Origin of the sequence: Enterobacter sp. E1 (assembly GCF_016809815.1) — a bacterium.
GTDB classification, from domain to species: Bacteria; Pseudomonadota; Gammaproteobacteria; order Enterobacterales; family Enterobacteriaceae; genus Enterobacter; species Enterobacter adelaidei.
Map to the genome: position 1 here is coordinate 19,940 of NZ_JAFBJM010000010.1, position 22,753 is coordinate 42,692.

Consider the following 22,753-nt stretch of genomic DNA (forward strand, 5'->3'; position numbering starts at 1 on the left):
CCACCGTGTACCCTACAGACAACGGCGGTAACAACCTCAACAACAGAGGCAAGCCTATGAACAGTTCGACCAATGCAGTGAAACGCTGGTGGTACATCATGCCAATTGTGTTTATCACGTACAGCCTGGCGTACCTTGATCGTGCCAACTTCAGTTTCGCGTCCGCGGCGGGGATCACCGAAGACCTTGGGATCACCAAAGGTATCTCCTCCCTGCTGGGTGCCCTTTTCTTCCTGGGTTATTTCTTCTTCCAGATCCCCGGCGCTATCTACGCCGAACGCCGCAGCGTGCGTAAGCTGATCTTCATCTGTCTGATCCTGTGGGGTGCCTGCGCATCACTGACCGGCGTGGTGAACAATATTCCTGCCCTGGCCGCCATTCGCTTTATCCTCGGCGTCGTTGAGGCGGCCGTCATGCCGGCGATGCTGATCTACATCAGCAACTGGTTTACTAAATCTGAACGCTCCCGCGCGAATACCTTCCTGATCCTCGGTAACCCGGTCACGGTACTGTGGATGTCGGTAGTTTCCGGCTACCTGATCCAGTCCTTCGGCTGGCGCGAAATGTTTATCATCGAAGGGGTACCCGCGGTTATCTGGGCCTTCTGCTGGTGGGTGCTGGTGAAAGATAAGCCGGCTCAGGCGAAATGGCTTTCCGAAGACGAAAAAGCGGCGCTGCAGGCACAGCTGGATAAAGAACAACAAGGTCTGAAGGCCGTACGTAACTATGGTGAAGCCTTCCGCTCGCGTAACGTGATCCTGCTTTGTGCGCAATATTTTACCTGGAGTATTGGCGTGTACGGCTTTGTGCTGTGGCTGCCGTCGATTATCCGCAGCGGTGGCGAAAACCTCGGCATGGTAGAGGTAGGCTGGCTCTCTTCCGTGCCGTATCTGGCGGCAACCATCGCCATGATCGTCGCATCGTGGGCATCGGATAAACTGCAGAACCGTAAGCTGTTTGTCTGGCCGCTGCTGCTGATCGCTGCCTTTGCTTTCATTGGCTCCTGGGCCGTAGGTGCGAATCACTTCTGGGCCTCTTACGCTCTGCTGGTCATTGCCGGTGCAGCCATGTACGCCCCGTACGGTCCGTTCTTTGCCATCATTCCGGAAATGCTGCCGCGTAACGTGGCAGGTGGCGCGATGGCGCTGATTAACAGTATGGGTGCGCTGGGTTCGTTCTGCGGCTCCTGGTTTGTCGGTTATCTGAACGGTGCTACGGGCAGTCCATCCGCATCATACATCTTTATGGGGGTAGCGCTTTTCGCCTCCGTGTGGCTTACTCTGATTGTTAAGCCTGCTAACAATCAACAACACCCCGTCGGCGCACGCCACGCCTGAATCCTTAGAAATCAACGGAGATTAGCATGAAGCCGTCCGTCATTTTGTATAAAGCCCTGCCGGAAGATCTGCAGAAACGTCTTGAAGAACACTTCAGCGTCACGCAGGTGAAGAACCTGAGCCCGGAGACCGTGGCACAGCACGCCGAAGCGTTCGCCAGCGCCGAAGGCCTGCTGGGTTCAAGCGAAAAAGTGGATATCGCCCTGCTGGAAAAAATGCCGCAGCTTCGTGCTACCTCTACCGTTTCCGTGGGTTACGACAACTTCGATGTGGATGCTCTTAACACCCGCAAGATCCTGTTGATGCACACGCCACATGCCCTGACGGAAACCGTGGCCGACACGCTGATGGCGCTGGTACTCACCACGGCCCGTCGCGTGGTGGAAGTGGCTGAACGCGTCAAAGCGGGCGAATGGACAAAGAGCATTGGTCCGGACTGGTTCGGCGTGGACGTTCACGGTAAAACGCTGGGCATTGTTGGCATGGGACGTATCGGGCTGGCACTGGCGCAGCGCGCACATTTTGGTTTTAACATGCCGATTCTGTATAACGCGCGCCGCCATCACAGTGAAGCTGAAGAGCGCTTTAACGCGCGCTATTGCGAGCTGGATACGTTGCTGCAGGAGGCCGATTATGTTTGCCTGATCCTGCCGCTGTCGGAAGAAACGCATCATCTGATTGGCAAAGAGGAATTCGCGAAGATGAAGAAATCAGCCATTTTCATCAACGCGGGTCGTGGCCCGGTGGTGGATGAGAAGGCGCTGATTGAAGCCCTGCAAAACGGCGAGATCCATGCCGCAGGTCTGGACGTATTTGAACAGGAGCCGCTGCCGGTGGATTCTCCCCTGCTTTCGCTGCCTAACGTGGTTGCCCTGCCCCATATCGGCTCAGCCACTCATGAAACGCGCTACAATATGGCGGCTACGGCGGTAGATAACCTGATCGCCGCACTTAGCGGAAAAGTGGAGCTAAACTGCGTCAACCCGCAGATACAACAGTAGAAACGAAAAAACCCGCCAGAAGGCGGGTTTTTAAATTCTTTGCTACTGGGTTGGAAGCTTACAGGCTTACAACGTTACCAGCTGCTGGGCCTTTAGCGCCGCTTTCGATGGTGAAGGAAACTTTCTGACCTTCGTCCAGAGATTTGTAGCCATCGTTCTGGATAGCAGAGAAGTGTACGAACACGTCTTTAGAGCCATCGTCAGGAGTGATGAAGCCGAAACCTTTATCAGCGTTGAACCATTTTACCAGACCAGTCATTTTAGCAGACATAGAAATTACCTTATTAACAAATATATTGTGCCTTCCGGCTTGATGGATTGCGTTACAGATTTTTAAGCGATGAAGGAAGGGTCACTACGAAGGGTATCTATGGATAACAATCTGGACTGCTTTACTAAACTGCTTTAGGTCTGTGTAACAAACCGACGGGAATAGTTATACCGATGTGCCAGAGGAATGACAAGCGTTATTTTAATCAGGAATAAAAAAACCCCGCCTGAGGCGGGGTTTTTCAGTTTATTCTGTGGCGGTGACCGCTGCAGTCCACGCCTGACTAAAGGCCTGATGTTGGGAGGCCAGCGGCCCAATCAGCGTATTGTACTGACTTGCCTGCTGCGAGGTTGGGAACTGAATACCGTTAGCGACAAAGCTCACCTGCGTATTCTGCTGGGAGATGAAGTCACCCACCTGTACCAACTGCTGCGTGAAAATTTGTGCGGCCGGAATCAACGGCTGCAGCGCTTCAGAAGGTTTCGTCACCACTTTCTCATACACTTTGTCGAAGACCGGTTTGAGATCGTCGCCCTGCTTCAGCGCTGAACGTGACGCATCAGCCTGCATTTTCGCATTCTGCAGCTGCTGGCTCAGCACGCCGAGTGCACCGTTGGACTGGCGCAGCGGTTCACGCTGGGTCATATAATCCTGTGGCACGCGGATGGCGTTCACGCTATCCACCACTGGACGAATACCGGAATCCATCGCCTGGCTCACCTGCTGTGAATAACCGTAAAGAATGGCGTAATCGGACACGAAGGGGCCAAACTGTTTTTTCTGATCCGCAGTCAGCGTCGGCAACCGCTCGCCGCTGCGCATCACTGTATTCTGCAGAAAATCGATAAACGCTTTGCGCTGATCGCCTTCTTTATCAAAACACCCACTCAGGCTAACAACCATCAACAACGCCGCAATAGGCGCAAACCAGCGAGAGCAGGACTTTCCTGTCGCCATTTTATTACTCCTTTCACCCAAAAAAGCGCACACCGGCACACGCGTGCCCAACGCTGACAAGGATAGTCCAGGTCAGCCTTGCAAGATACTCTTTTCAATCAAAACGGCTATTGCCGTTTTATTTCTTAGCCTTTACAAAAAATGCCTGACGACGCCGACATATGAGTAATCAGGTAATTAGCATAACTATCCATATCGTTGATACGGGCAAAGCAATCTTTTCCGCACGATTAATCACAACCATGACGATCCCTCGTTTGTATTAGAGACTATCCTTAATTGGCTCTCTGATGTTCTTGATCCCGATGTGTGATTTAAGAGGAGTTCTCAATGGAATATAAAGATCCTGAGTTTGAGCTGCTGAGCAGTCTGGAACAGATTATTTTTAAAGATGTACCGCAGACGATTACCCTGCAACAAAAGTCCAATCCCTTTACAGAATATGAGCAATTGCGCAAAGGGACAGGACTGAAAACCGAAGAATTCGCCAGAGCAATGGGTGTCAGCGTGGCGATGGTACAGGAGTGGGAGTCAAAACGTGAAAAACCCACGCCAACCGAGTTAAAGCTGATGCGCCTGATTCAGGCCAGCCCTGCATTCAGCAAACAGATAGCGTAATAACGTTCGAATGCCCCCGCCTCTGCGGGGGCTTGTGTTTAAAGACTTTCACAGCGCCAACCCTCCTCTTCCCACACCAGCTCATGCGTCAACATTAACCCTTTTAAAAATGCCTCATCGTGTGACACCACCAGCAGCGCACCGGGGAAGCCAGCCAGTGCCGATTCAATCGCCTGGACTGATGCAAGATCCAGATGGTTGGTCGGTTCATCCAGCAGCAGGAGCTGCGTGGCATCCGCGCGCCACAGTACGCAGGCCAGGGCAGCCTTAAGACGTTCGCCGCCGCTCAACTCTGCCAGCGGGAGCGTGACCTTGTCGGCACCCAGTTGAAGCTGGGCTAAACGGGTTCGTATCACGCCCTCATCCAGCGGTGTATTCCCCAGATTGAGATGCGTCATGACCGACTGCGAAAGATCGAGCTGAGACAGATGCTGGTCGAGATAAGCACAGCTTACAGATACCTTACAGGCACCGGAACGAGGGGTATTTTCACCGAGGATCGCTTTTAACAATGTCGACTTTCCGCAGCCGTTCGGTCCCTTCAATGCCACGCGCATCGGTCCGGCCATTCGCCAGTTGAGCGGTGAGATATTCACATGCGGCAACACAAGATCCTCCAGAACCAGCACCTGTTTCCCTTCGGGAATCTGACTTCCAGGCAAGGTAAACATCACCGGATTATCCGCTTCAACCCGTTCGCGAGCCTTGTTCACCGCGGTGTTCAGGGCTTCATTTTGATCGCTGTGCTGTTTTTTCCAGGAGCCGATCCGCTCCTTTGCCGCGCCTTTATATTTGACCCGCTCGAACGACGCGATATTCAGGGTATCGACGGTGCGCAATGTCTTTGCCGAACGCCGCTGGCTGTCGTCATGCTCTTTTTGCATTCGCGCTCGGGTGCGTTTTCGCTCCGTCGCCGCATGTTCCAGCGCCGCACGGGCCGCCTGCTGTTCTAAATCCCGCTGATGGATATAATCCGCGTAATTCCCGCCGTAGCTGCGCAGACCCGAGGCGCTCAGTTCAAGGATACGCGGCACCTGCTCCAGAAGTTCGCGGTCATGGGAGGCCACCAGCACGCCACCCTGAAAACAACTGAGCCGGTCGTAGAGCCACGTCCGGCCTTGTCGATCAAGATGGTTGGTGGGTTCGTCCAGCAACAGATAATCTGCTTGTGCTGTGAATGCGCCGCACAGCAGGGCGCGAATGCGCTCACCGCCGCTGAATTCGCTGGCTATTTTATCGGGGTCAAACGGTGGCAATTTCGCATGGATAAACGCCTCGCTCAGGCGTTCTGCTAAATCCCAGTTCCCGTCGAGCATTTCCAGATCTTCAGGCTGATAGTCCCCGCTGTCGATACGCGATCGCGCCGCGAAGATTGCCTCGTATCCGAGCAGCTCAGCCAGCGTAGTATGCGGCAAAATATCCTGCTGTTGAGCCACATAGACGCGTGTTCCTGTACGTTCGATATGCCCGCTTGCGGGCTCATCAAGCCCTGCAAGCAAGCGCAGCAGACGCGTTTTCCCGCTGCCGTTGCGGCCAACCAGTGCGCACAAAGACGGTTCCAGAGAAAAATTCAGCGGACCAAAAAGGGTATCGCCCGTCGCAAACTGACAGGTGACCTGATGCAAAATAAAAGAAGGGGACTGCGCAAAATGAGCCATAAGCACTCCTGAATGAAATCAAAACATCCCCTGCCGACGCGGTGGCGTTTAGCAAGGATCGAAATTCATCAGTCGTGTTTGTTCATTTTTGGGGGGCGCTCCTGAGGGAGAAATTTAACGGGGACAAGGATAGCGGGAATGCGTTGAACATTTCAAGGTTAAATTTTGGACGACTTATACTCCCTCTCCCTTTGGGCTGAGGGATCCCCACAAATTAATGCGAGCAGTGAACAATCCCCTCGCCCCTTTGGGGAGAGGGTTAGGGTGAGGGGGAGCATATGGCTCTGGTGGTCATTCCGTTCACTTTATGTTCCTTGCTACTCTGTAACGACAATACCCGTGAACGTGCCAGGGTGGCTCAGTCGCCACCACCCTGGCTACCCGGGCTCCCGGCGGTAAATCGCCGCTACGCGGTACCTTCGGCTTATTCCTTCCGGCTTATCGGGGACGGGCGGAGGTAACATCCCTGTAAAGCCCGCCCTCTCGGCGCATCCATGCGCCTCGCCCCGGCCTACAGGAAACGCCTCAGCGATTTACAGCCGGACCATAGCGTCGCTGTAAGACCTCTGCCCGCAGTATGCTTTTCATTGCGGTAATTTTGCGAGTCTCTTTCCAGAAATGGTAATATCCTCAGTGGTATAGCTCAAATCTGTTGCCGCCTGTTTTGATGAGCAGTAAGTTCTCTTCGCACCTGCAAAATCAGGTGCCGGGTTTAGCATCCTGGCTTATCTTATCGGCGGCACATTTTGTGCAGCATGCTTTGCTACATCTCAATGGTGGGCTGAGCAGGGGCATCGAAAGATGCGCCGGTATCCGATAAGGCCGGTAATGCTAACTCTGTTCAGTCCACCACCAGCGAAATTAGCATTTCCGATGGTGGAAGCTTTATCACTTATCGGAGGCTGCCAATATGGCTACTACCCCAACCCAAGTTCATTCTTTAATCACTCTGCCCTTCAACCACGCCACCGAATTCACCGAACTGGCGGATAACTGCGAACGTTTTACCGACGCACTGGTAGATTGCGAAGAACCCACCCCAAAAATGGCGCTTTACGGCAGACTCTATGCCTGCCTGAATCTTCTGCAACCCACGCTTCTGGATCCTGTTCCGGACGCTTTAAAAGCCAGCCTGACCGTGAAGGAACTCCCGTCACGCGTTCCAGCTTTCGAACCCGAGAGCGATCAGCTGGGGCGCTACTGTCAGGAGATTACGCAGTTGCTGATGAACGGCACACTGCCGCGACAATCTGAAATCGTTATGGAAGATTTGCTGTGCGAGCTGGTCAGCTACTTTGCCGATACGCTGAAGGCACCGCGCTGGCTGCAGACAGACGAAGGCACAATCGCGATCGGCTAAACCTGCCGGATGACGCTACGCTTATCCGGCCTACAAAAGCCCCATAAAAAAACCCGCCGAAGCGGGTTTTTAGCATTTGTAGCAACGGGCACATTACTGCAGCAGCGAAATATCCGCCACGCGCAGGAACAGCTCGCGCAGTTTTTCGAGCATAGAGAGACGGTTAATACGCAGTTCTTTATCTTCTACGTTCACCATCACTTTCTCGAAGAAGGCGTCGATAACGTCACGCAGTTCCGCCAGTTCTACCAGCGCTTCCTGATAGCGACCTTCGGCGAAGAACGGCTCGAGCTTGTCACGCAGCACCACAACCTGCATTGCCAGAGCGATCTCTTCCGGCTCTTTCAGTGTCGCGGCGTTCACGCGCTCGTTCAACGTTTCATCAGACTTAGCCAGAATGTTGGATACACGCTTGTTGGCCGCCGCCAGGGCTGATGCCGCTTCCAGCGTACGGAAGTGGGACACCGCCTTCATACGTGCATCGAAATCGGCCGGACGAGTTGGACGACGCGCCAGTACCGCCTGAATGGTATCGACGGTGTAACCTTCGTCCTGATACCACGCGCGGAAACGACCGAGCATAAAGTCGATCACGTCATCCACGACTTTCGCGTTGGTCAGCTTGTCACCATACAGACGCACCGCTTCTTCAGTCAGGGTCTGCAGATCCAGGTTCAGGTTCTTCTCAACGATGATACGCAGCACGCCCAGTGCAGCACGACGCAGCGCGAACGGGTCTTTATCGCCTTTCGGATGCTGACCAATGCCAAAGATACCCGCCAGGGTGTCCATCTTATCGGCAATCGCGACGGCGCAAGCCACCGGGTTAGACGGCAGTTCGTCACCCGCAAAGCGCGGCTGATACTGCTCGTTCAGGGCAACTGCCACATCTTCCGCTTCGCCATCGTGACGCGCGTAGTGCATGCCCATCACACCCTGGGTGTCGGTAAACTCGAACACCATGTTGGTCATCAGGTCACACTTGGACAGCAGGCCAGCACGAGTGGCGTGGTTTACGTCCGCACCAATTTCACGCGCGATCCAGCCAGACAGCTCCGCGATACGGTCAGTTTTGTCACGCAGCGTACCCAGCTGTTGTTGGAACAGCACGGTCTGCAGACGCGGGAGATGATCTTCCAGACGTTTTTTACGGTCGGTGTTGAAGAAGAACTCCGCATCCGCAAGACGTGGACGAACCACTTTCTCGTTACCCGAGATAATCTGGATCGGATCTTTGGATTCGATATTGGCAACGAAGATGAAGTTTGGCAGCAGTTTGCCGTCGTTGGCATAAACCGGGAAGTACTTCTGGTCACCCTTCATGGTGTACACCAGTGCTTCAGCCGGAACGGCCAGGAATTTCTCTTCGAATTTCGCGGTCAGTACAACCGGCCATTCCACCAGTGAAGTCACTTCTTCCAGCAGGCTGTCGCTCAGATCGGCTTTACCGCCAATCTTGCGCGCCGCGTCTTCCGCGTCCGCTTTGATTTTGGCTTTACGCTGTTCGTAGTCAGCAATGACTTTACCGCGTTCCAGCAGGATCTCTGGGTACTGATCGGCGTTGTCGATGGTGAACTCAGGCTCGCCCATAAAGCGGTGGCCACGGATCACGCGATCGGACGCCACGCCCAGAATGGTGGCAGGAACAACGGTATCGCCCAACAGCAGGGTCACGGTGTGAACCGGACGCACGAAGTGCACGTCAGACGCACCCCAGCGCATCAGTTTTGGAATAGGCAGCTTGGCCAGGGAAGTGGCAATCATGTCAGGCAGCAGCGCTTCTGCGCTTTCACCTTTCACATGCGCACGGTACAGCAACCACTCACCTTTGTCGGTGGTCAGACGCTCAGCCTGGTCAACGGTAATACCGCAACCACGCGCCCAACCTTCAGCCGCTTTACTCGGCTTGCCTTCGGCGTCAAACGCCTGGGCAATGGCCGGGCCACGTTTTTCGACTTCGCGATCCGGCTGAGACGCCGCCAGATTTGCCACTTTCAGCGCCAGACGACGCGGTGCAGCAAACCACTCAATTTTACCGTGTGCCAGGCCAGCGTTATCCAGCTCGGCAGTCACGTTCGCAGCAAAAGATTCAGCCAGGCTGCGCAGGGCTTTTGGTGGCAGCTCTTCAGTGCCGATTTCCACCAGGAAAGTTTTCTCAGACATGGCCGCCTCTTATTTGTTTCGATTGCACATCGGGAAGCCAAGGGCTTCACGGGACGCATAGTAAGCTTCTGCAACGGCTTTGGTCAGGGTACGAATACGCAGAATGTAGCGCTGACGTTCAGTCACGGAGATGGCTTTGCGGGCGTCCAGCAGGTTGAAGCTGTGGGCGGCCTTCAGAATACGCTCGTAAGCAGGCAGCGGCAGCGGAGTCTCCAGCGCCAGCAACTGCTGCGCTTCTTTCTCGTACTGCTCGAAGCAGGTGAACAGGAAGTCCACGTCTGCGTATTCGAAGTTATAGGTGGATTGCTCCACTTCGTTCTGATGGAACACGTCGCCGTAGGTGGTTTTACCCAGCGGGCCGTCGCTCCAGACCAGGTCGTAAACGCTGTCTACGCCCTGAATATACATGGCCAGACGTTCCAGACCGTAAGTGATTTCACCGGTAATCGGTTTACATTCCAGACCACCAACCTGCTGGAAGTAGGTGAACTGGGTCACTTCCATACCGTTCAGCCACACTTCCCAACCCAGACCCCAGGCACCCAGCGTTGGGTTTTCCCAGTTGTCTTCCACGAAACGAATGTCGTGAATGGTTGGATCCATACCCAGCTCTTTCAGTGACCCGAGGTACAGTTCCTGAATATTGTCTGGTGATGGCTTAATCACCACCTGGAACTGATAGTAATGCTGCAGACGGTTCGGGTTCTCACCGTAGCGACCATCGGTCGGACGACGGGAAGGCTGCACATACGCGGTCGCCATTGGCTCCGGCCCCAACGCGCGTAAGCTGGTCATCGGGTGTGAAGTGCCTGCGCCGACTTCCATGTCCAAAGGTTGAACAATGGTACAGCCCTGACGAGCCCAGTAATCCTGTAAGGTCAGGATCAGGCCCTGGAAGGTCTTGGTATCAAACTTTTGCATAGTATTTCGTGCTGGATACGTGTGGTTTTAAATGGAAGGGACCAGTATACCCGCTGGCTGCAAGATATACAGTATGAAACGGGTTTGTTTAGGGAAAATTGGGAAATAAGCCGTCAAGCCAGAGCGCTGATGGCGTCTGGCTGTAGATTATACGAGCAGGCTAACGCATGGAGAGGTGTAAAAACTGGCCATCCGCATCAAACGAGCAGATAAAGCCCTCTTTACGGGATGTATAACCCCTCAGCTCATAACTTCCCTGAAAGCGCTCAAACCCGGTGACATCAATTTTCTGCACGTCCGAGTTATAGCGTCGGGCCGCCTGCCCCTTACAGAGCTGTTCCATATTCAGCGAACGTTCCGGGCTTATTTTCCCCTGCTGCGCTTTTTGCACGGGGGCTTCTTGTGGGGCACTGCACCCTGCCAGCATGAACAGCAGAAAGAGTGACGCCACACGCTTCATCATCATTTTTATCACCGCCCTGGTCAGTGGCTGTTATTTTTAGTATCAAAGCTTTTATAGATTACGGTCCGGCATTCTGCGAATCTCGCGGCCTCCCTACAAGCCTTCTGAATAAAACTCAGATTTTTCCAGAAGAAGACTTCTGGAAAATGACAGTCATACTCAATTTACAGGGAATACGAGGAACTGATGCAGTCAAAAATTAACTGGATTGATAACCTGCGAGGAATAGCGTGTCTGATGGTGGTGATGATCCACACGACGACATGGTATGTCACGAATCCGCACAGCATCACTCCTGTTAACTGGGATATCGCCAATATTCTCAACGCGGCTTCGCGCGTCAGCGTGCCGCTATTCTTTATGATTTCCGGCTTTCTCTTTTTTGGCGAGCGTAGTGCGCAACCAAAGCACTTCATCCGCATCGCCGCCTGCCTGGGATTTTACAGCGCCGTTGCCTTGCTCTATATCACCCTGTTCACTTCCATTAATGCCGGGTTATCGCTGAGATACGTGCTGCAGAAACCGGTGTTCTACCATCTGTGGTTCTTCTTCGCCATTATCGTTATCTATCTGGTCTCTCCGCTCATTCAGGTGAAAAACGTCAGCGGCAAAATGCTCCTGGCTCTGATGGTGGTGATTGGCATTATCGCCAACCCGAATACAGTCTCACAGAAAATCGACGGATTTGAGTGGTTGCCGGTCAACCTCTATATCAGCGGCGATACTTTTTACTACGTGCTGTACGGCATGCTGGGGCGCGCCATTGGGATGATGGATACTCAAAAACGCGGTATGAACTGGCTGTGTGGGGCGTTGTTTATCGCTGGCGTGGCGGTGATTTCACGCGGGACGCTGCACGAGTTGCAGTGGCGTGGCAATTTTGCCGATACCTGGTATCTGTATTGCGGACCAATGGTCTTTATCTGTGCCGTATCGCTCCTCACGCTTGCCAAAAATACCCTGGATACGCGTCCCTTGCCCATGCTGAGCGTTATCTCGCGGCATTCTCTGGGGATTTATGGATTTCACGCGCTGATCATCCACGCGCTACGAACGAGGGGCGTTGAGCTGAAAAGCTGGCCGGTGCTGGATATTATCTGGATTTTTGTCGCCACGCTGGGTGTCAGCCTGCTGCTGTCGATGCTGCTGCAAAAAATAGACACGCGCCGCTTCGTCAGTTAACGCTTCGCTGCCGGGCGCGATGATACTGGCGCGGGGAGGAAAACCCTGCCGCCAGTGAAGACTGCTCCACACCGCGCCCCTGCAACAACCACTGCTCCGCCACCGCCAGACGCAACTGCTCCAGATAATCGCGAACGCTAATCCCTAAATGCGACTGAAAAAGCCGGGTTAGATGACGTGGGCTGACATGCGCCACGGCGGCGATCTCAGGCAAATTCCATGTTTTTTGCGGCTCGGCGGTGAGCGCATCCTGCGCCCGATGGATGGCCGGATGAAGATGATTACGGTAGCGCAACCACGGGGATAACTGGGGGTCATCGCCGGAGCGGCGGAACCAGACCACCATCTCACGTGCCACGGCCAGCGCCTTTTCCGGGCCGCACAGGCGGTTAATCATATGCAGTGCCAGATCGATGCCAGAGGTGATCCCTGCGCTGGTCCAGATATTCTCATCCTGCACAAATATCCGGTTTTCTTTAATCGTCGCCGTGGGAGCCGCAGTGCGTAAACGGTTAATAACATCATGATGGGTTGTACACTGACGGTGATTCAGCAGGCCTGATTTCGCCGCCAGTAAGGCCCCAGAACAGACACACATCACGGTAATATCCTGCCGTTGGATCTGCGGCTGCAGGCGCATCAGCCAGTGCTGGATCTGCTGCGCCTGTGGCGTTGAGAATTGACAGCGGGAGTCGCTCACTCCCGGCAGGACCAGTAGACTGCCTGGAGGCAGGTTTTCCGGCAAGGGCTGGATGCCGCTCATCGTCAGACCTATCGACGTCGGAACGTCCGGTTGCGGGCCAATGTAATGCAGACGAAACGCGTCGCCAGCCAGCACAAAGGTCTCCGCCGGGCCCGTCATATCTAATGACAGCACCCCGGGCAACATCACAAACCAGACGTCGATGCGCATTACAATGACTCCAGCGTCTCCGCTACCGTTTTAATCTCGGCAAAACGCCCGGACAGCACCGTCTCGGTACGGTGGCGAATTTCCGCTGCACTAAGGGTAATGCCCTTGTAGGTCATTGGAAATGTAAGCGTTGCCTCGCTAACAAAGGTCACAGCATAACCCAGATCGGATGCCACGCGTGTAGTGGTTTCACAGCATTGTTCAGTGCGAATGCCGCAGATAATAAGCTGGTTGATATCACGCTCGCGCAACCAGCGGTCCAGCCCGGTATCCGTGAAAGCATTATGGACATGTTTCTGGAAAACCACATCCGGTTGATGACGTAAAAAGGCCATCGGTTTGACATAGCCGCTCTGTAGGGTGAAAGGGCCGTCTTCATCGACATGAAAGATATCAACGACCGAAATATTGCGTGCCTGGCAGCCCTCAATCAGCCCCAGCATCGCCTGCTGAAAGGCAGGAATGTCGTCCTCCTGCCAGTAATGGCGGTGATGGAACGACTGCTGCGTATCAATGCTGATTAATGCAATGCGTGACATGAGAGATCTCCTCGCCAGTGGGTGTGACACCATACTGACAAGGAAAGGAAGGCACGCACAGACCAAAAAAGGACATCCTCGTGCCTATCCAGGACAAGCGTATTTACGACATCAGCGGCAGCAGCTGCTGATAGATTTTGCGGAACACGTCGCGTCTTTCCGCGTACCGCGCATGGCGTGACGCGTCAGGTAAATGCGCCTGTTCAAGCGTAAGCTGCGGCAACAGCTGCGAAAGCGGCTTTTCAGGGTTGATGGCTATCTGTGCCAGACGCGCGGCACCAAGTGCTGGCCCGACATCGCCACCGGTGCGAAAATCCAGCTGCAATCCACTGATATCCGCCAGCATCTGTCGCCAGTAAGGGCTTCGCGCACCGCCGCCGACCAGGGTGACGCTTGCCGGTTTCAGACCGCAGTCATGCACCACGTCCATTCCGTCGGCCAGCGCATAGCCCACACCTTCCAGCACCGCACGCGCCAGTTCTGCCGGGCCATGCTGATGGGTTAAACCGAAGAACACCCCTTTCGCTTCCGGGTTGTTGTGCGGCGTACGCTCGCCGGAAAGATACGGTAAAAACCAGACGGTACCCGCAGCGTCATCCGCCTGCTGCGCCGCAGAAATGAGCGCCGGAACGTCGGCCATGCCGGTCAGCTTCGCCGCCCAGTCCAGGCAAGACGCCGCACTGAGCATGACCGACATCAAATGCCATTTCCCCGGAAGGGCATGGCAGAAGCTGTGTACCGCACTTTCAGGATTGCTGCGATACCCGTCGCTGACGGCAAAATAGACGCCAGACGTTCCCAGAGAAAGCATCGCCTGTCCCGCCTCAACCATGCCGACGCCCACGGCACCCGCCGCGTTGTCACCGCCACCGGCCACCACCGGTACGGCAGGCATATTCCAGCGTTCAGCAACGGCCGGCAGCAATGTACCGGTAATTTCGCTGCCTTCGAACAGTGCGGGCATATGCTCGCGGGTCAAATGGCAGGCATCCAGCATCGCCTCGCTCCAGTCACGTTTCGCCACGTCGAGCCACATGGTGCCGGCGGCATCAGACATGTCGGACGCAAAATCGCCCGTCATACGAAAGCGCAGATAGTCTTTCGGTAGCAGGACTTTCGCCACCTGACGGAAAATCTCCGGCTCGTGTCGCTGCACCCACAGTAATTTGGGCGCAGTAAAACCGGGCATCATCAGGTTGCCGGTGATGTCTCGGGATGTGGGCACGCGCGCCTCAAGAAGCGCACACTCTTCTGCACAGCGGCCATCGTTCCAGAGGATCGCTGGACGAAGCACGCGCTGCTGGCTATCCAGCAGCGTAGCGCCGTGCATTTGCCCGGCGATCCCCAGCGCTTTCACGTCACGCAGACTGTGTTGTTCACTTAAGGCCTGTATTGCACGATCCGTCGCCTGCCACCACTGCTCCGGATCCTGTTCCGACCACAGCGGGTGCGGACGTGAAACCTGCAGCTTTTCTGTCTGTGTTGCTACCACATCGCCTTGCTCGCTTAACAGGATGGCTTTCACACCCGATGTGCCAAGATCGATCCCGATATACATTCCGGTGACTCCTTTAACAGAAATGCCCGGTGGCGCTGCGCCGACCGGGCCTGGATGCTGTTATTTATCGAACAGATAGTGATTGACCAGATTTTCCAGCAACTCCTGGTGCCCGCTCTGGTGCTGCGGTGCCAGTTGATGTTGTTCAGCGTACTTCGCGATTTCCGCAAGTGATAACTGACCTTTCAAAATTTGCTGGCCCAGCTCACTGTTCCAGCCGCTGTAACGCTTCGCCACGCGTTTATCCAGTTCACCGTCTTCAATCATACGCGCGGCCACTTTCAGCGCCAGCGCCATCGTGTCCATCGCGCCAATGTGGCCATAGAACAGATCGTATTTATCGGTACTCTGACGACGCACTTTGGCGTCAAAGTTCAGGCCCCCCGTGGTGAAACCACCCGCTTTGATGATTTCATACATCACCAGCGCATTCTCTTCCACGCTGTTCGGGAACTGGTCTGTATCCCAGCCCAGCTGTGCATCGCCCCGGTTAGCATCAACAGAGCCGAAGATGCCCAGCGCAATAGCAGAGGCAATCTCGTGATGGAAAGAGTGACCCGCCAGGGTGGCATGGTTGGCTTCAATGTTAACTTTAATCTCTTTTTCCAGGCCGAACTGCTTCAGGAAGCCGTACACGGTCGCCACATCGTAGTCATACTGATGCTTCGTCGGTTCCTGCGGTTTCGGTTCAATCAGCAGCGTCCCGCGGAAACCGATTTTGTGCTTATGCTCGACAACCATTTGCATAAAGCGGCCAATCTGCTCGCGTTCCTGGCGCAGATCGGTGTTGAGCAGGGTTTCATAGCCTTCACGACCGCCCCACAGAACATAGTTCTCACCACCCAACTGATGCGTGGCGTTCATTGCCGTCACAACCTGCGTAGCCGCCCAGCTAAACACTTCCGGATCCGGATTGGTTGCCGCGCCCGCACCGTAACGTGGGTTGGTGAAGCAGTTTGCCGTGCCCCACAGCAGCTTCACGCCGCTTTGCTGCTGTTTCGCCGCCAGCACATCCACCATCTGCGCAAAATTGTTCAGGTACTCTTTCAGCGACGCGCCTTCCGGTGACACATCGACATCATGGAAGCAGTAGTACGGCACGTTCAGCTTGTGGAAGAACTCAAACGCCACATCGGCTTTACGCTTCGCCAGCTCGATGGCCTCACCAGGTTGCTGCCACGGGCGGTCAAAGGAACCCACACCGAACATATCGGCACCATTCCAGCAGAAGGTATGCCAGTAACAGGCGGCAAAGCGCAGATGATCTTCCATGCGCTTACCCAGCACCAGCTCATCCGGGTTGTAGTGACGAAATGCTAAAGGATTGGTCGTTTTTGGGCCTTCGTAACGAACACGATCGAGTTGGTCGAAATAAGCTTGCATATTGAGCTCCATAATCAGGGGTATGCGGTGAGTCATAGATACAGGAGTAATAGTGAATAGACATTTTGGGTTGCTCAATTACGTTATTTCACACTGCTATTGAGAGAATGCACAACTGTGCACTGGCTCGCAAAATAATGTGCAAGCAAACTATTTTTCGGTGTGCATTCCAGAATCAAATGCAATTAAGACGTTACGTATTTTAAAATCCGATCGCGGTCATAAATTCAGAAATAAACCAAATATCATAATGAGAAGATAAAAATCTGTAATTGCCAGCCCGCCTTTCCCCGTTAAGAATTTGCTGCGTCTCAGTAGTGAATGTTTCTTTTATCTCAGCAACACATACCCCTACAAAAAGGCCTAATAATTATGAAGATAAAGAACCTGACCCTTACTCTATGCACAACTCTCCTCCTGGCAAGCTTTGCCGGACATGCGAAGGAGGTGAAAATCGGTATGGCGATTGACGATCTGCGTCTGGAGCGCTGGCAAAAAGATCGCGATATTTTTGTTAAAAAAGCAGAATCACTCGGCGCAAGCGTGTTTGTTCAGTCGGCTAACGGCAATGAAGAAACGCAAATGTCGCAAATTGAGAATATGATCAACCGTGGCGTCGATGTCCTGGTCATTATCCCCTATAACGGCCAGGTATTAAGTAACGTGGTGAAAGAAGCTAAACAAGAAGGCATAAAAGTCCTGGCCTATGACCGTATGATTAATAATGCGGACATTGATTATTATATTTCGTTCGACAATGAAAAAGTCGGTGAATTACAAGCGCAAAGCCTGATCGACAAGGTGCCTCAGGGTAATTATTTCCTGATGGGCGGTTCTCCGGTGGATAACAACGCCAAACTGTTCCGCGAAGGGCAAATGAAAGTCCTTAAACCTTACATCGACGATGGAAAAATTAAAGTGGTTGGCGATCAATGGGCCGACGGCTGGCTACCAGAAAACGCGCTGAAAATTATGGAAAACTCACTGACCGCCAACAATAACAAAATTGATGCGGTTGTGGCCTCCAACGATGCCACCGCAGGCGGTGCTATCCAGGCACTGAGCGCCCAGGGGCTGGCCGGTAAAGTCGCGATATCGGGTCAGGATGCCGATCTGGCCGGTGTAAAACGCATTATCGCAGGCACCCAAACCATGACGGTCTACAAACCCATTACCCAGCTTGCCAATACGGCTGCGGAAATCGCCGTAGAGCTGGGTAATGGTAAGCAACCTAAAGCAGACGCGACGCTGAATAACGGGCTGAAAGATGTTCCGGCTCGCCTGCTCACACCAATTGAAGTCAATAAAGAGAACATTGACGCCACTGTCATTAAAGACGGTTTCCACAAGAAGAGCGAACTGTAACCTTACGCAGCCCCTGCTCTGCAGGGGCGCATCACGTTGTACTGTTCTTCCCTCGGGTTACGTGGAGCAGTTATGTCTTATTTACTTGAAATGAAAAGCATCACTAAGCGCTTCGGTACAGTGAAAGCCGTCGACAACGTCAGTCTCCGGCTGAACCCCGGCGAAGTAGTTTCGCTGTGTGGTGAAAACGGTTCGGGCAAATCAACATTGATGAAAGTGCTGTGCGGGATCTACCCGTACGGCAGCTACGAAGGCGAAACCGTCTTTGCCGGTGAAGTCATCCAGGCGACACACATTCGCGATACCGAACGTAAAGGCATCGCCATCATCCACCAGGAGCTGGCACTGGTGAAGCATCTCACCGTGCTGGAGAACATTTTCCTTGGGGCTGAGATTTCCCGCCACGGCGTGCTGGACTACGACACCATGACGCTGCGCTGTGAAAAGCTGCTGGCGCAGGTGAGTCTCAGCATTTCACCGGATACCCGCGTGGGCGATCTTGGTCTGGGGCAGCAGCAGCTGGTCGAAATTGCGAAAGCGCTTAATAAACAGGTCAGGCTGCTGATCCTTGATGAACCAACGGCGTCGCTCACCGAACAGGAAACCGCGGTACTGCTCAATATCATCCGCGATCTGCAAAACCACGGCATCGCCTGTATCTACATTTCGCACAAGCTGAATGAGGTCAAAGCCATTTCTGACACCATCTGCGTGATCCGCGATGGGCAACACATCGGCACGCGCGAAGCCGCAGGCATGAGTGAAGATGACATCATCACTATGATGGTAGGCCGCGAGCTGACGGCGCTCTACCCGAATGAACCTCATGCAACCGGCGATGAAGTGTTGCGCGTGGAAAACCTGACCGCTTGGCATCCCGTTAACCGCCACATCAAGCGTGTAAATAACGTCTCGTTTTCTCTGCACAGCGGCGAAATTCTCGGTATTGCCGGGTTAGTCGGCGCCGGGCGCACCGAAGCCGTACAGTGTCTGTTTGGCGTGTGGCCGGGGCGCTGGGAGGGCACGATATATATCGACGGTCAGCCGGTGAAAATCGACAACTGCCAACAGGCGATTGCCCGCGGCATTGCCATGGTGCCGGAAGACCGCAAAAAAGACGGCATCGTACCGGTCATGGCAGTGGGTAAAAACATCACCCTTGCAGCTCTTGATCAGTTCTCCGGCACCCTGAGCAGCCTGGATGATGCCGCTGAGCAGCAGTGTATTCTCCAGTCGCTCGCCCGACTGAAGGTAAAAACATCCTCTCCGGAACTGGCCATTGGCCGACTGAGTGGGGGCAACCAGCAGAAGGCCATTCTGGCGCGCTGCCTGCTTCTCAATCCACGCATATTAATCCTTGATGAGCCAACGCGCGGGATTGATATCGGCGCCAAATATGAAATCTACAAACTGATTAATCAGCTTGTACAGCAAGGGATTGCCGTCATTGTCATATCGTCTGAATTACCCGAAGTGCTCGGTCTGAGTGACCGCGTGCTGGTAATGCACGAGGGAAAACTGAAAGCCAACCTGATTAACCAGAACCTGACGCAGGAGCAGGTGATGGAAGCCGCTTTAAGGAGCGAACGTCATGTCGAAAAGCAATCCGTCTGATATCAAAGTCGCGGTTCCGACGCCCGGATCATTTGCGGGGCTAAAAGCGCTGAATCTGCAAGTTTTCGTGATGATCGCGGCGATTATCGTCATCATGCTGTTCTTTACCTGGATGACCGATGGCTCGTACTTAAGTGCGCGTAACGTCTCTAACCTGCTGCGTCAGACGGCCATCACCGGCATTCTGGCTGTGGGCATGGTGTTCGTGATTATCTCAGCGGAGATCGACCTGTCAGTCGGTTCGATGATGGGTTTACTCGGTGGCGTGGCGGCCATTTTTGACGTCTGGCTTGGCTGGCCGCTGCCGTTGACCGTTGCGGTGACGCTGGTGCTGGGACTTGTGCTCGGTGCCTGGAACGGCTGGTGGGTTGCCTACCGTAAAGTCCCGTCGTTCATTGTCACTCTGGCAGGGATGCTGGCCTTCCGCGGGATCTTAATCGGCATTACCAACGGCACCACCGTCTCCCCCACCAGCGCGGCGATGTCGCAGATTGGTCAGAGTTACCTCTCCGATAGCGTGGGCTTTACGATTGGCGTGGTAGGTTTGCTGGCGTTTGTCGCGTGGCAGTGGCGTGGGCGCATGCGCCGTCAGGCGCTGGGGCTGGCTTCTCCTGCATCAACGTCCGTGGTGGGGCGTCAGGCCCTTACGGCTGTTATTGTGCTAGGCGCAATCTGGCTTCTGAACGACTACCGTGGCGTCCCGACGCCTGTATTGCTGCTGGCACTGTTACTGCTGGGTGGCATGTTTATGGCCACGCGCACCGCGTTTGGCCGCCGCATTTACGCCATCGGCGGCAATCTGGAGGCCGCTCGCCTCTCCGGGATCAATGTCGAGCGTACCAAACTCGCGGTGTTCGCCATTAACGGTCTGATGGTGGCTATCGCCGGGTTAATCCTCAGCTCACGTCTGGGGGCGGGTTCTCCCTCCGCCGGTAACATCGCCGAGCTGGATGCCATCGCCGCCTGCGTAATTGGTGGTACCAGCCTCGCGGGTGGTATCGGTAGCGTGGCGGGCGCGGTCATGGGGGCATTTATCATGGCGTCGTTGGATAACGGGATGAGTATGATGGACGTCCCGACGTTTTGGCAGTATATCGTCAAGGGGGCCATTCTTTTACTCGCCGTCTGGATGGACTCGGCCACCAAACGACGGGCCTGATAACAGTATGATGACTTAATTGGGAAGAGAGCCATGTTCGAAAAGCGTCACCGCATTACGTTGTTATTCAATGCCAATAAAGCCTATGACCGTCAGGTTGTTGAAGGGGTTGGTGAATATTTGCAGGCGTCGCAATCCGAATGGGATATCTTTATTGAGGAAGATTTTCGTACCCGTCTGGAGAACATCAAAGACTGGCTGGGTGATGGCGTTATCGCCGACTATGACGATCCCGTCATTGAGCAACTGCTGACAGACGTCGACGTCCCGATTGTGGGCGTCGGCGGCTCTTACCATTCCCCCGAACACTATCCGCCGGTTCACTATATTGCCACCGATAACCATGCCCTGGTGGAGGCAGCCTTTCTCCATTTAAAAGAGAAAGGCGTCCATCGCTTCGCATTTTATGGCTTACCCGCCACCAGCGGCAAGCGCTGGGCCGTTGAGCGTGAACACGCGTTTTGCCAGTTGGTCGCGCAGGAGAAGTACCGCGGCGTAGTGTATCAGGGGCTGGAAACCGCCCCTGAAAACTGGCAGCACGCGCAAAACCGTCTGGCTGACTGGCTGCAAACGCTGCCACCGCAAACCGGGATTATTGCCGTCACGGACGCCCGCGCACGCCACGTTTTGCAGGTCTGCGAACATTTGCACATCCCGGTACCGGAAAAACTGTGCGTGATTGGCATTGATAACGAAGAACTCACCCGCTATCTGTCTCGCGTGGCGCTCTCCTCCGTTGCACAAGGGACTCGTCAGATGGGTTATCAGGCAGCGAAGCTACTGCATCGCCTGCTGGATAAAGAATCCCTGTCGCTTCAGCGGTTGCTTGTGCCTCCTGTCCGCGTCGTTGAACGTCGCTCAACCGACTATCGCTCCTTAAGCGACCCGGCCGTCATTCAGGCCATGCACTTTATTCGCAACCATGCCTGCAAGGGAATTAAGGTCGATCAGGTGCTGGATTCGGTGGGTATTTCGCGTTCGAATCTGGAGAAACGCTTCAAAGAAGAAGTGGGCGAAACCATTCATGCCGTCATCCATGCTGAAAAGCTGGAGAAAGCGCGCAGCTTGCTCATCTCCACGTCACTGTCGATTAACGAAATCTCGCAGATGTGCGGCTACCCATCTCTGCAATATTTCTATTCGGTGTTTCGCAAAGAGTACGACACCACGCCAAAAGAGTACCGGGATCGCTACAGTGAGGTGCTGATATAGAAAAGAAAACGCCTTCCAGTGGAAGGCGTTTTTTTGAGATTACATATGGGCGGCGATTAAGCGCTGGTTATCCTGGTACATGGCGAACAGATAGTTGTTATAGCTCTGTCCCTTCGTCGAATAACCTTTCAGCTTGTGGATCATCGTCGTGGCCGTCACTTCCTGATCCGCTTTACGCAGCTGTGCGCGTGATTTACGGAACGATGAATAGGCCGGATGCGTGTTCAGATTCACCACGTAGGCACTTACGGAATCCTTCACGGATTCAAACTGCGAATAGCCTTTCACCTTACCAGGCGCATTGTTACAACGACCCTTCACACATTTCATGCCGAAAAGGTTGTTGTTGCTACGCGCCAGCTTTGACGTGCCCCAGCCGCTTTCGGCTGCCGCCATGGTCGCAACCATGCTATTCGGGATGATATCCACACGCTCCAGCAGAGAATTCCACGGCACACGACGCGTGTTACCGTTCCAGCTCAGCTTGTAGCGCTTCGTGATATCTTTCAGACGCGCGCGTTCTGACGGCGACCAGCGGCTATCGTACTGTTTGGAAATCAGCCAGTTACGATCCGCAGTAATCGCGGCATTTTGACTCGTGATGTAAGGCATTACCGTCCGGAGAAACGCTTTTTTCCTTGGTGTTCCGGAAGGGTATTTTCGCAAATCAGGAAGTGAACTACTCTTTGCACTATTGCGAGAATACTCTTGTTTACTGCTAACCTTACTACTTGTCGTCTTTATAACGTGGGCTTTCTTACTCGTTGTATCCGTGTGCGTCTTCGCAAGCACCTCACCCGAAAATGCCGTGGTGAGTAACATGAGTATCGCAGCCCCATATCGTCGAATGGGAGTCGATATCATTAGGTCTCCTGGTCGGATGTAATCATCCTAACACCTTATTTTTTTCACAAATTTGAGAGCGGAATCTCAAATCATATCAAAAATAGACTTCAAGAGCACGTATAGAAATAGTCCAATTCCGAAACTATGTCATCTAAAACTTGCTCACAAAAACACCATTCCCGAAAAAATGTGTGCGGTATCGCAGATAACTGCTTAATTTTGCGCGAGATCAC

At 54.0% G+C, this 22,753-nt stretch carries 20 protein-coding genes and 1 pseudogene; 10 read left to right on the forward strand and 11 right to left on the reverse strand.

Features of this window, described 5'->3' with window-relative positions:
* The first annotated feature begins 56 nt into the window (after positions 1-56).
* A complete protein-coding gene (locus tag JGF26_RS19165; protein WP_028018263.1) occupies positions 57-1,337 on the forward strand; it encodes an MFS transporter in 1,281 nt (426 codons plus the stop codon).
* Positions 1,338-1,363: 26 nt separating this feature from the next.
* Positions 1,364-2,338, forward strand: a complete 975-nt coding sequence (ghrB, locus tag JGF26_RS19170) for a glyoxylate/hydroxypyruvate reductase GhrB (RefSeq protein ID WP_134708554.1) — start codon at positions 1,364-1,366, stop codon at positions 2,336-2,338.
* Positions 2,339-2,396: 58 nt separating this feature from the next.
* Here ghrB and cspA read toward each other — a convergent pair whose 3' ends face one another.
* Both cspA and JGF26_RS19180 read right to left on the reverse strand, forming a co-directional pair.
* Positions 2,397-2,609, reverse strand: coding sequence for an RNA chaperone/antiterminator CspA (gene cspA, locus JGF26_RS19175; protein WP_003860775.1), 213 nt, complete (start codon positions 2,607-2,609; stop codon positions 2,397-2,399).
* A gap of 246 nt (positions 2,610-2,855) precedes the next feature.
* Positions 2,856-3,566, reverse strand: a complete 711-nt coding sequence (locus tag JGF26_RS19180; RefSeq protein ID WP_028018261.1) for a DUF3053 domain-containing protein — start codon at positions 3,564-3,566, stop codon at positions 2,856-2,858.
* A 330-nt stretch (positions 3,567-3,896) separates the two neighbouring features.
* Here JGF26_RS19180 and JGF26_RS19185 point away from each other — a divergent pair, with 330 nt between their 5' ends.
* Positions 3,897-4,184, forward strand: a complete 288-nt coding sequence (locus JGF26_RS19185) for an HTH-type transcriptional regulator (RefSeq protein WP_028018260.1) — start codon at positions 3,897-3,899, stop codon at positions 4,182-4,184.
* Between the two features lie 38 nt (positions 4,185-4,222).
* Here the strand turns inward: JGF26_RS19185 and JGF26_RS19190 are convergent, their stop codons facing one another.
* Positions 4,223-5,842 carry an ABC-F family ATP-binding cassette domain-containing protein gene (locus JGF26_RS19190; protein ID WP_134708555.1) on the reverse strand — a complete coding sequence of 540 codons (1,620 nt, stop codon included), beginning with the start codon at positions 5,840-5,842 and terminating at the stop codon, positions 4,223-4,225.
* A gap of 797 nt (positions 5,843-6,639) precedes the next feature.
* Between JGF26_RS19190 and JGF26_RS22585 the strand changes: the two are divergent.
* Both JGF26_RS22585 and JGF26_RS19200 read left to right on the forward strand, forming a co-directional pair.
* A pseudogene (locus JGF26_RS22585) lies at positions 6,640-6,786 on the forward strand (HAD family hydrolase); the annotation flags it as partial.
* On the forward strand, positions 6,753-7,202 hold the full coding sequence (locus JGF26_RS19200; RefSeq protein ID WP_128348608.1) for a hypothetical protein: 450 nt from the start codon (positions 6,753-6,755) through the stop codon (positions 7,200-7,202). The pseudogene JGF26_RS22585 and the gene JGF26_RS19200, both read left to right, overlap by 34 nt.
* 93 nt (positions 7,203-7,295) lie before the next feature.
* On the opposite strand, the gene glyS is transcribed toward JGF26_RS19200, so the two are convergent.
* The 3 genes from glyS to JGF26_RS19215 all read right to left on the reverse strand — a co-directional run bounded on the left by glyS (position 7,296) and on the right by JGF26_RS19215 (position 10,752).
* Positions 7,296-9,365, reverse strand: a complete 2,070-nt coding sequence (gene glyS / locus JGF26_RS19205) for a glycine--tRNA ligase subunit beta (protein WP_028018257.1) — start codon at positions 9,363-9,365, stop codon at positions 7,296-7,298.
* Between the two features lie 9 nt (positions 9,366-9,374).
* Positions 9,375-10,286: a glycine--tRNA ligase subunit alpha gene (gene glyQ, locus JGF26_RS19210; RefSeq protein ID WP_003860141.1), complete on the reverse strand. Its 912-nt coding sequence runs from the start codon at positions 10,284-10,286 to the stop codon at positions 9,375-9,377.
* Positions 10,287-10,446: 160 nt separating this feature from the next.
* Positions 10,447-10,752: a YsaB family lipoprotein gene (locus tag JGF26_RS19215; RefSeq protein ID WP_028018256.1), complete on the reverse strand. Its 306-nt coding sequence runs from the start codon at positions 10,750-10,752 to the stop codon at positions 10,447-10,449.
* A gap of 183 nt (positions 10,753-10,935) precedes the next feature.
* Between JGF26_RS19215 and JGF26_RS19220 the strand changes: the two genes are divergently transcribed.
* Complete coding sequence (locus JGF26_RS19220) at positions 10,936-11,931, forward strand: acyltransferase (RefSeq protein ID WP_134708556.1); 996 nt, start codon at positions 10,936-10,938, stop codon at positions 11,929-11,931.
* On the opposite strand, the gene JGF26_RS19225 is transcribed toward JGF26_RS19220, so the two are convergent.
* The 4 genes from JGF26_RS19225 to xylA all read right to left on the reverse strand — a co-directional run bounded on the left by JGF26_RS19225 (position 11,924) and on the right by xylA (position 16,324).
* Positions 11,924-12,844 carry a helix-turn-helix domain-containing protein gene (locus tag JGF26_RS19225; RefSeq protein WP_108089357.1) on the reverse strand — a complete coding sequence of 307 codons (921 nt, stop codon included), beginning with the start codon at positions 12,842-12,844 and terminating at the stop codon, positions 11,924-11,926. The genes JGF26_RS19220 and JGF26_RS19225 overlap by 8 nt on opposite strands.
* A complete protein-coding gene (locus tag JGF26_RS19230; RefSeq protein ID WP_134708557.1) occupies positions 12,844-13,383 on the reverse strand; it encodes an isochorismatase family protein in 540 nt (179 codons plus the stop codon). Before JGF26_RS19230 ends, JGF26_RS19225 begins: the two co-directional genes overlap by 1 nt.
* Before the next feature lie 103 nt (positions 13,384-13,486).
* Entirely contained in the window at positions 13,487-14,941 is a 1,455-nt protein-coding gene (xylB, locus tag JGF26_RS19235; protein ID WP_134708558.1) for a xylulokinase, read from the reverse strand.
* 60 nt (positions 14,942-15,001) lie between these two features.
* On the reverse strand, positions 15,002-16,324 hold the full coding sequence (gene xylA, locus JGF26_RS19240; RefSeq protein WP_014830210.1) for a xylose isomerase: 1,323 nt from the start codon (positions 16,322-16,324) through the stop codon (positions 15,002-15,004).
* 372 nt (positions 16,325-16,696) lie between these two features.
* Here xylA and xylF point away from each other — a divergent pair, with 372 nt between their 5' ends.
* From xylF to xylR, 4 genes are all read left to right on the forward strand, one after another.
* Positions 16,697-17,689 carry a D-xylose ABC transporter substrate-binding protein gene (gene xylF, locus JGF26_RS19245; protein WP_134708559.1) on the forward strand — a complete coding sequence of 331 codons (993 nt, stop codon included), beginning with the start codon at positions 16,697-16,699 and terminating at the stop codon, positions 17,687-17,689.
* Between the two features lie 72 nt (positions 17,690-17,761).
* Positions 17,762-19,303 (forward strand): xylose ABC transporter ATP-binding protein, encoded by a 1,542-nt coding sequence (locus tag JGF26_RS19250; protein WP_134708560.1) that lies wholly within the window; start codon positions 17,762-17,764, stop codon positions 19,301-19,303.
* Complete coding sequence (xylH, locus tag JGF26_RS19255) at positions 19,281-20,462, forward strand: xylose ABC transporter permease XylH (protein WP_108089352.1); 1,182 nt, start codon at positions 19,281-19,283, stop codon at positions 20,460-20,462. Before JGF26_RS19250 ends, xylH begins: the two co-directional genes overlap by 23 nt.
* 33 nt (positions 20,463-20,495) lie before the next feature.
* Complete coding sequence (gene xylR / locus JGF26_RS19260; protein WP_028018248.1) at positions 20,496-21,674, forward strand: D-xylose utilization transcriptional activator XylR; 1,179 nt, start codon at positions 20,496-20,498, stop codon at positions 21,672-21,674.
* A 39-nt stretch (positions 21,675-21,713) separates the two neighbouring features.
* Here xylR and JGF26_RS19265 read toward each other — a convergent pair whose 3' ends face one another.
* Complete coding sequence (locus JGF26_RS19265) at positions 21,714-22,538, reverse strand: protein bax (RefSeq protein ID WP_032666887.1); 825 nt, start codon at positions 22,536-22,538, stop codon at positions 21,714-21,716.
* Positions 22,539-22,753 lie beyond the last annotated feature (215 nt).

Coding starts and splice junctions, on each gene's coding strand:
- JGF26_RS19180 (WP_028018261.1), bottom strand. CDS start 3,566: ATGGCGACAGGAAAGTCCTGCTCTCGCTGGTTTGCGCCTATTGCGGCG.
- cspA (WP_003860775.1), bottom strand. CDS start 2,609: ATGTCTGCTAAAATGACTGGTCTGGTAAAATGGTTCAACGCTGATAAA.
- JGF26_RS19215 (WP_028018256.1), bottom strand. CDS start 10,752: ATGATGATGAAGCGTGTGGCGTCACTCTTTCTGCTGTTCATGCTGGCA.
- xylA (WP_014830210.1), bottom strand. CDS start 16,324: ATGCAAGCTTATTTCGACCAACTCGATCGTGTTCGTTACGAAGGCCCA.
- JGF26_RS19165 (WP_028018263.1), top strand. CDS start 57: ATGAACAGTTCGACCAATGCAGTGAAACGCTGGTGGTACATCATGCCA.
- JGF26_RS19265 (WP_032666887.1), bottom strand. CDS start 22,538: ATGATATCGACTCCCATTCGACGATATGGGGCTGCGATACTCATGTTA.
- JGF26_RS19185 (WP_028018260.1), top strand. CDS start 3,897: ATGGAATATAAAGATCCTGAGTTTGAGCTGCTGAGCAGTCTGGAACAG.
- glyQ (WP_003860141.1), bottom strand. CDS start 10,286: ATGCAAAAGTTTGATACCAAGACCTTCCAGGGCCTGATCCTGACCTTA.
- JGF26_RS19230 (WP_134708557.1), bottom strand. CDS start 13,383: ATGTCACGCATTGCATTAATCAGCATTGATACGCAGCAGTCGTTCCAT.
- JGF26_RS19250 (WP_134708560.1), top strand. CDS start 17,762: ATGTCTTATTTACTTGAAATGAAAAGCATCACTAAGCGCTTCGGTACA.
- glyS (WP_028018257.1), bottom strand. CDS start 9,365: ATGTCTGAGAAAACTTTCCTGGTGGAAATCGGCACTGAAGAGCTGCCA.
- xylF (WP_134708559.1), top strand. CDS start 16,697: ATGAAGATAAAGAACCTGACCCTTACTCTATGCACAACTCTCCTCCTG.
- JGF26_RS19190 (WP_134708555.1), bottom strand. CDS start 5,842: ATGGCTCATTTTGCGCAGTCCCCTTCTTTTATTTTGCATCAGGTCACC.
- JGF26_RS19220 (WP_134708556.1), top strand. CDS start 10,936: ATGCAGTCAAAAATTAACTGGATTGATAACCTGCGAGGAATAGCGTGT.
- JGF26_RS19225 (WP_108089357.1), bottom strand. CDS start 12,844: ATGCGCATCGACGTCTGGTTTGTGATGTTGCCCGGGGTGCTGTCATTA.
- xylH (WP_108089352.1), top strand. CDS start 19,281: ATGTCGAAAAGCAATCCGTCTGATATCAAAGTCGCGGTTCCGACGCCC.
- ghrB (WP_134708554.1), top strand. CDS start 1,364: ATGAAGCCGTCCGTCATTTTGTATAAAGCCCTGCCGGAAGATCTGCAG.
- JGF26_RS19200 (WP_128348608.1), top strand. CDS start 6,753: ATGGCTACTACCCCAACCCAAGTTCATTCTTTAATCACTCTGCCCTTC.
- xylR (WP_028018248.1), top strand. CDS start 20,496: ATGTTCGAAAAGCGTCACCGCATTACGTTGTTATTCAATGCCAATAAA.
- xylB (WP_134708558.1), bottom strand. CDS start 14,941: ATGTATATCGGGATCGATCTTGGCACATCGGGTGTGAAAGCCATCCTG.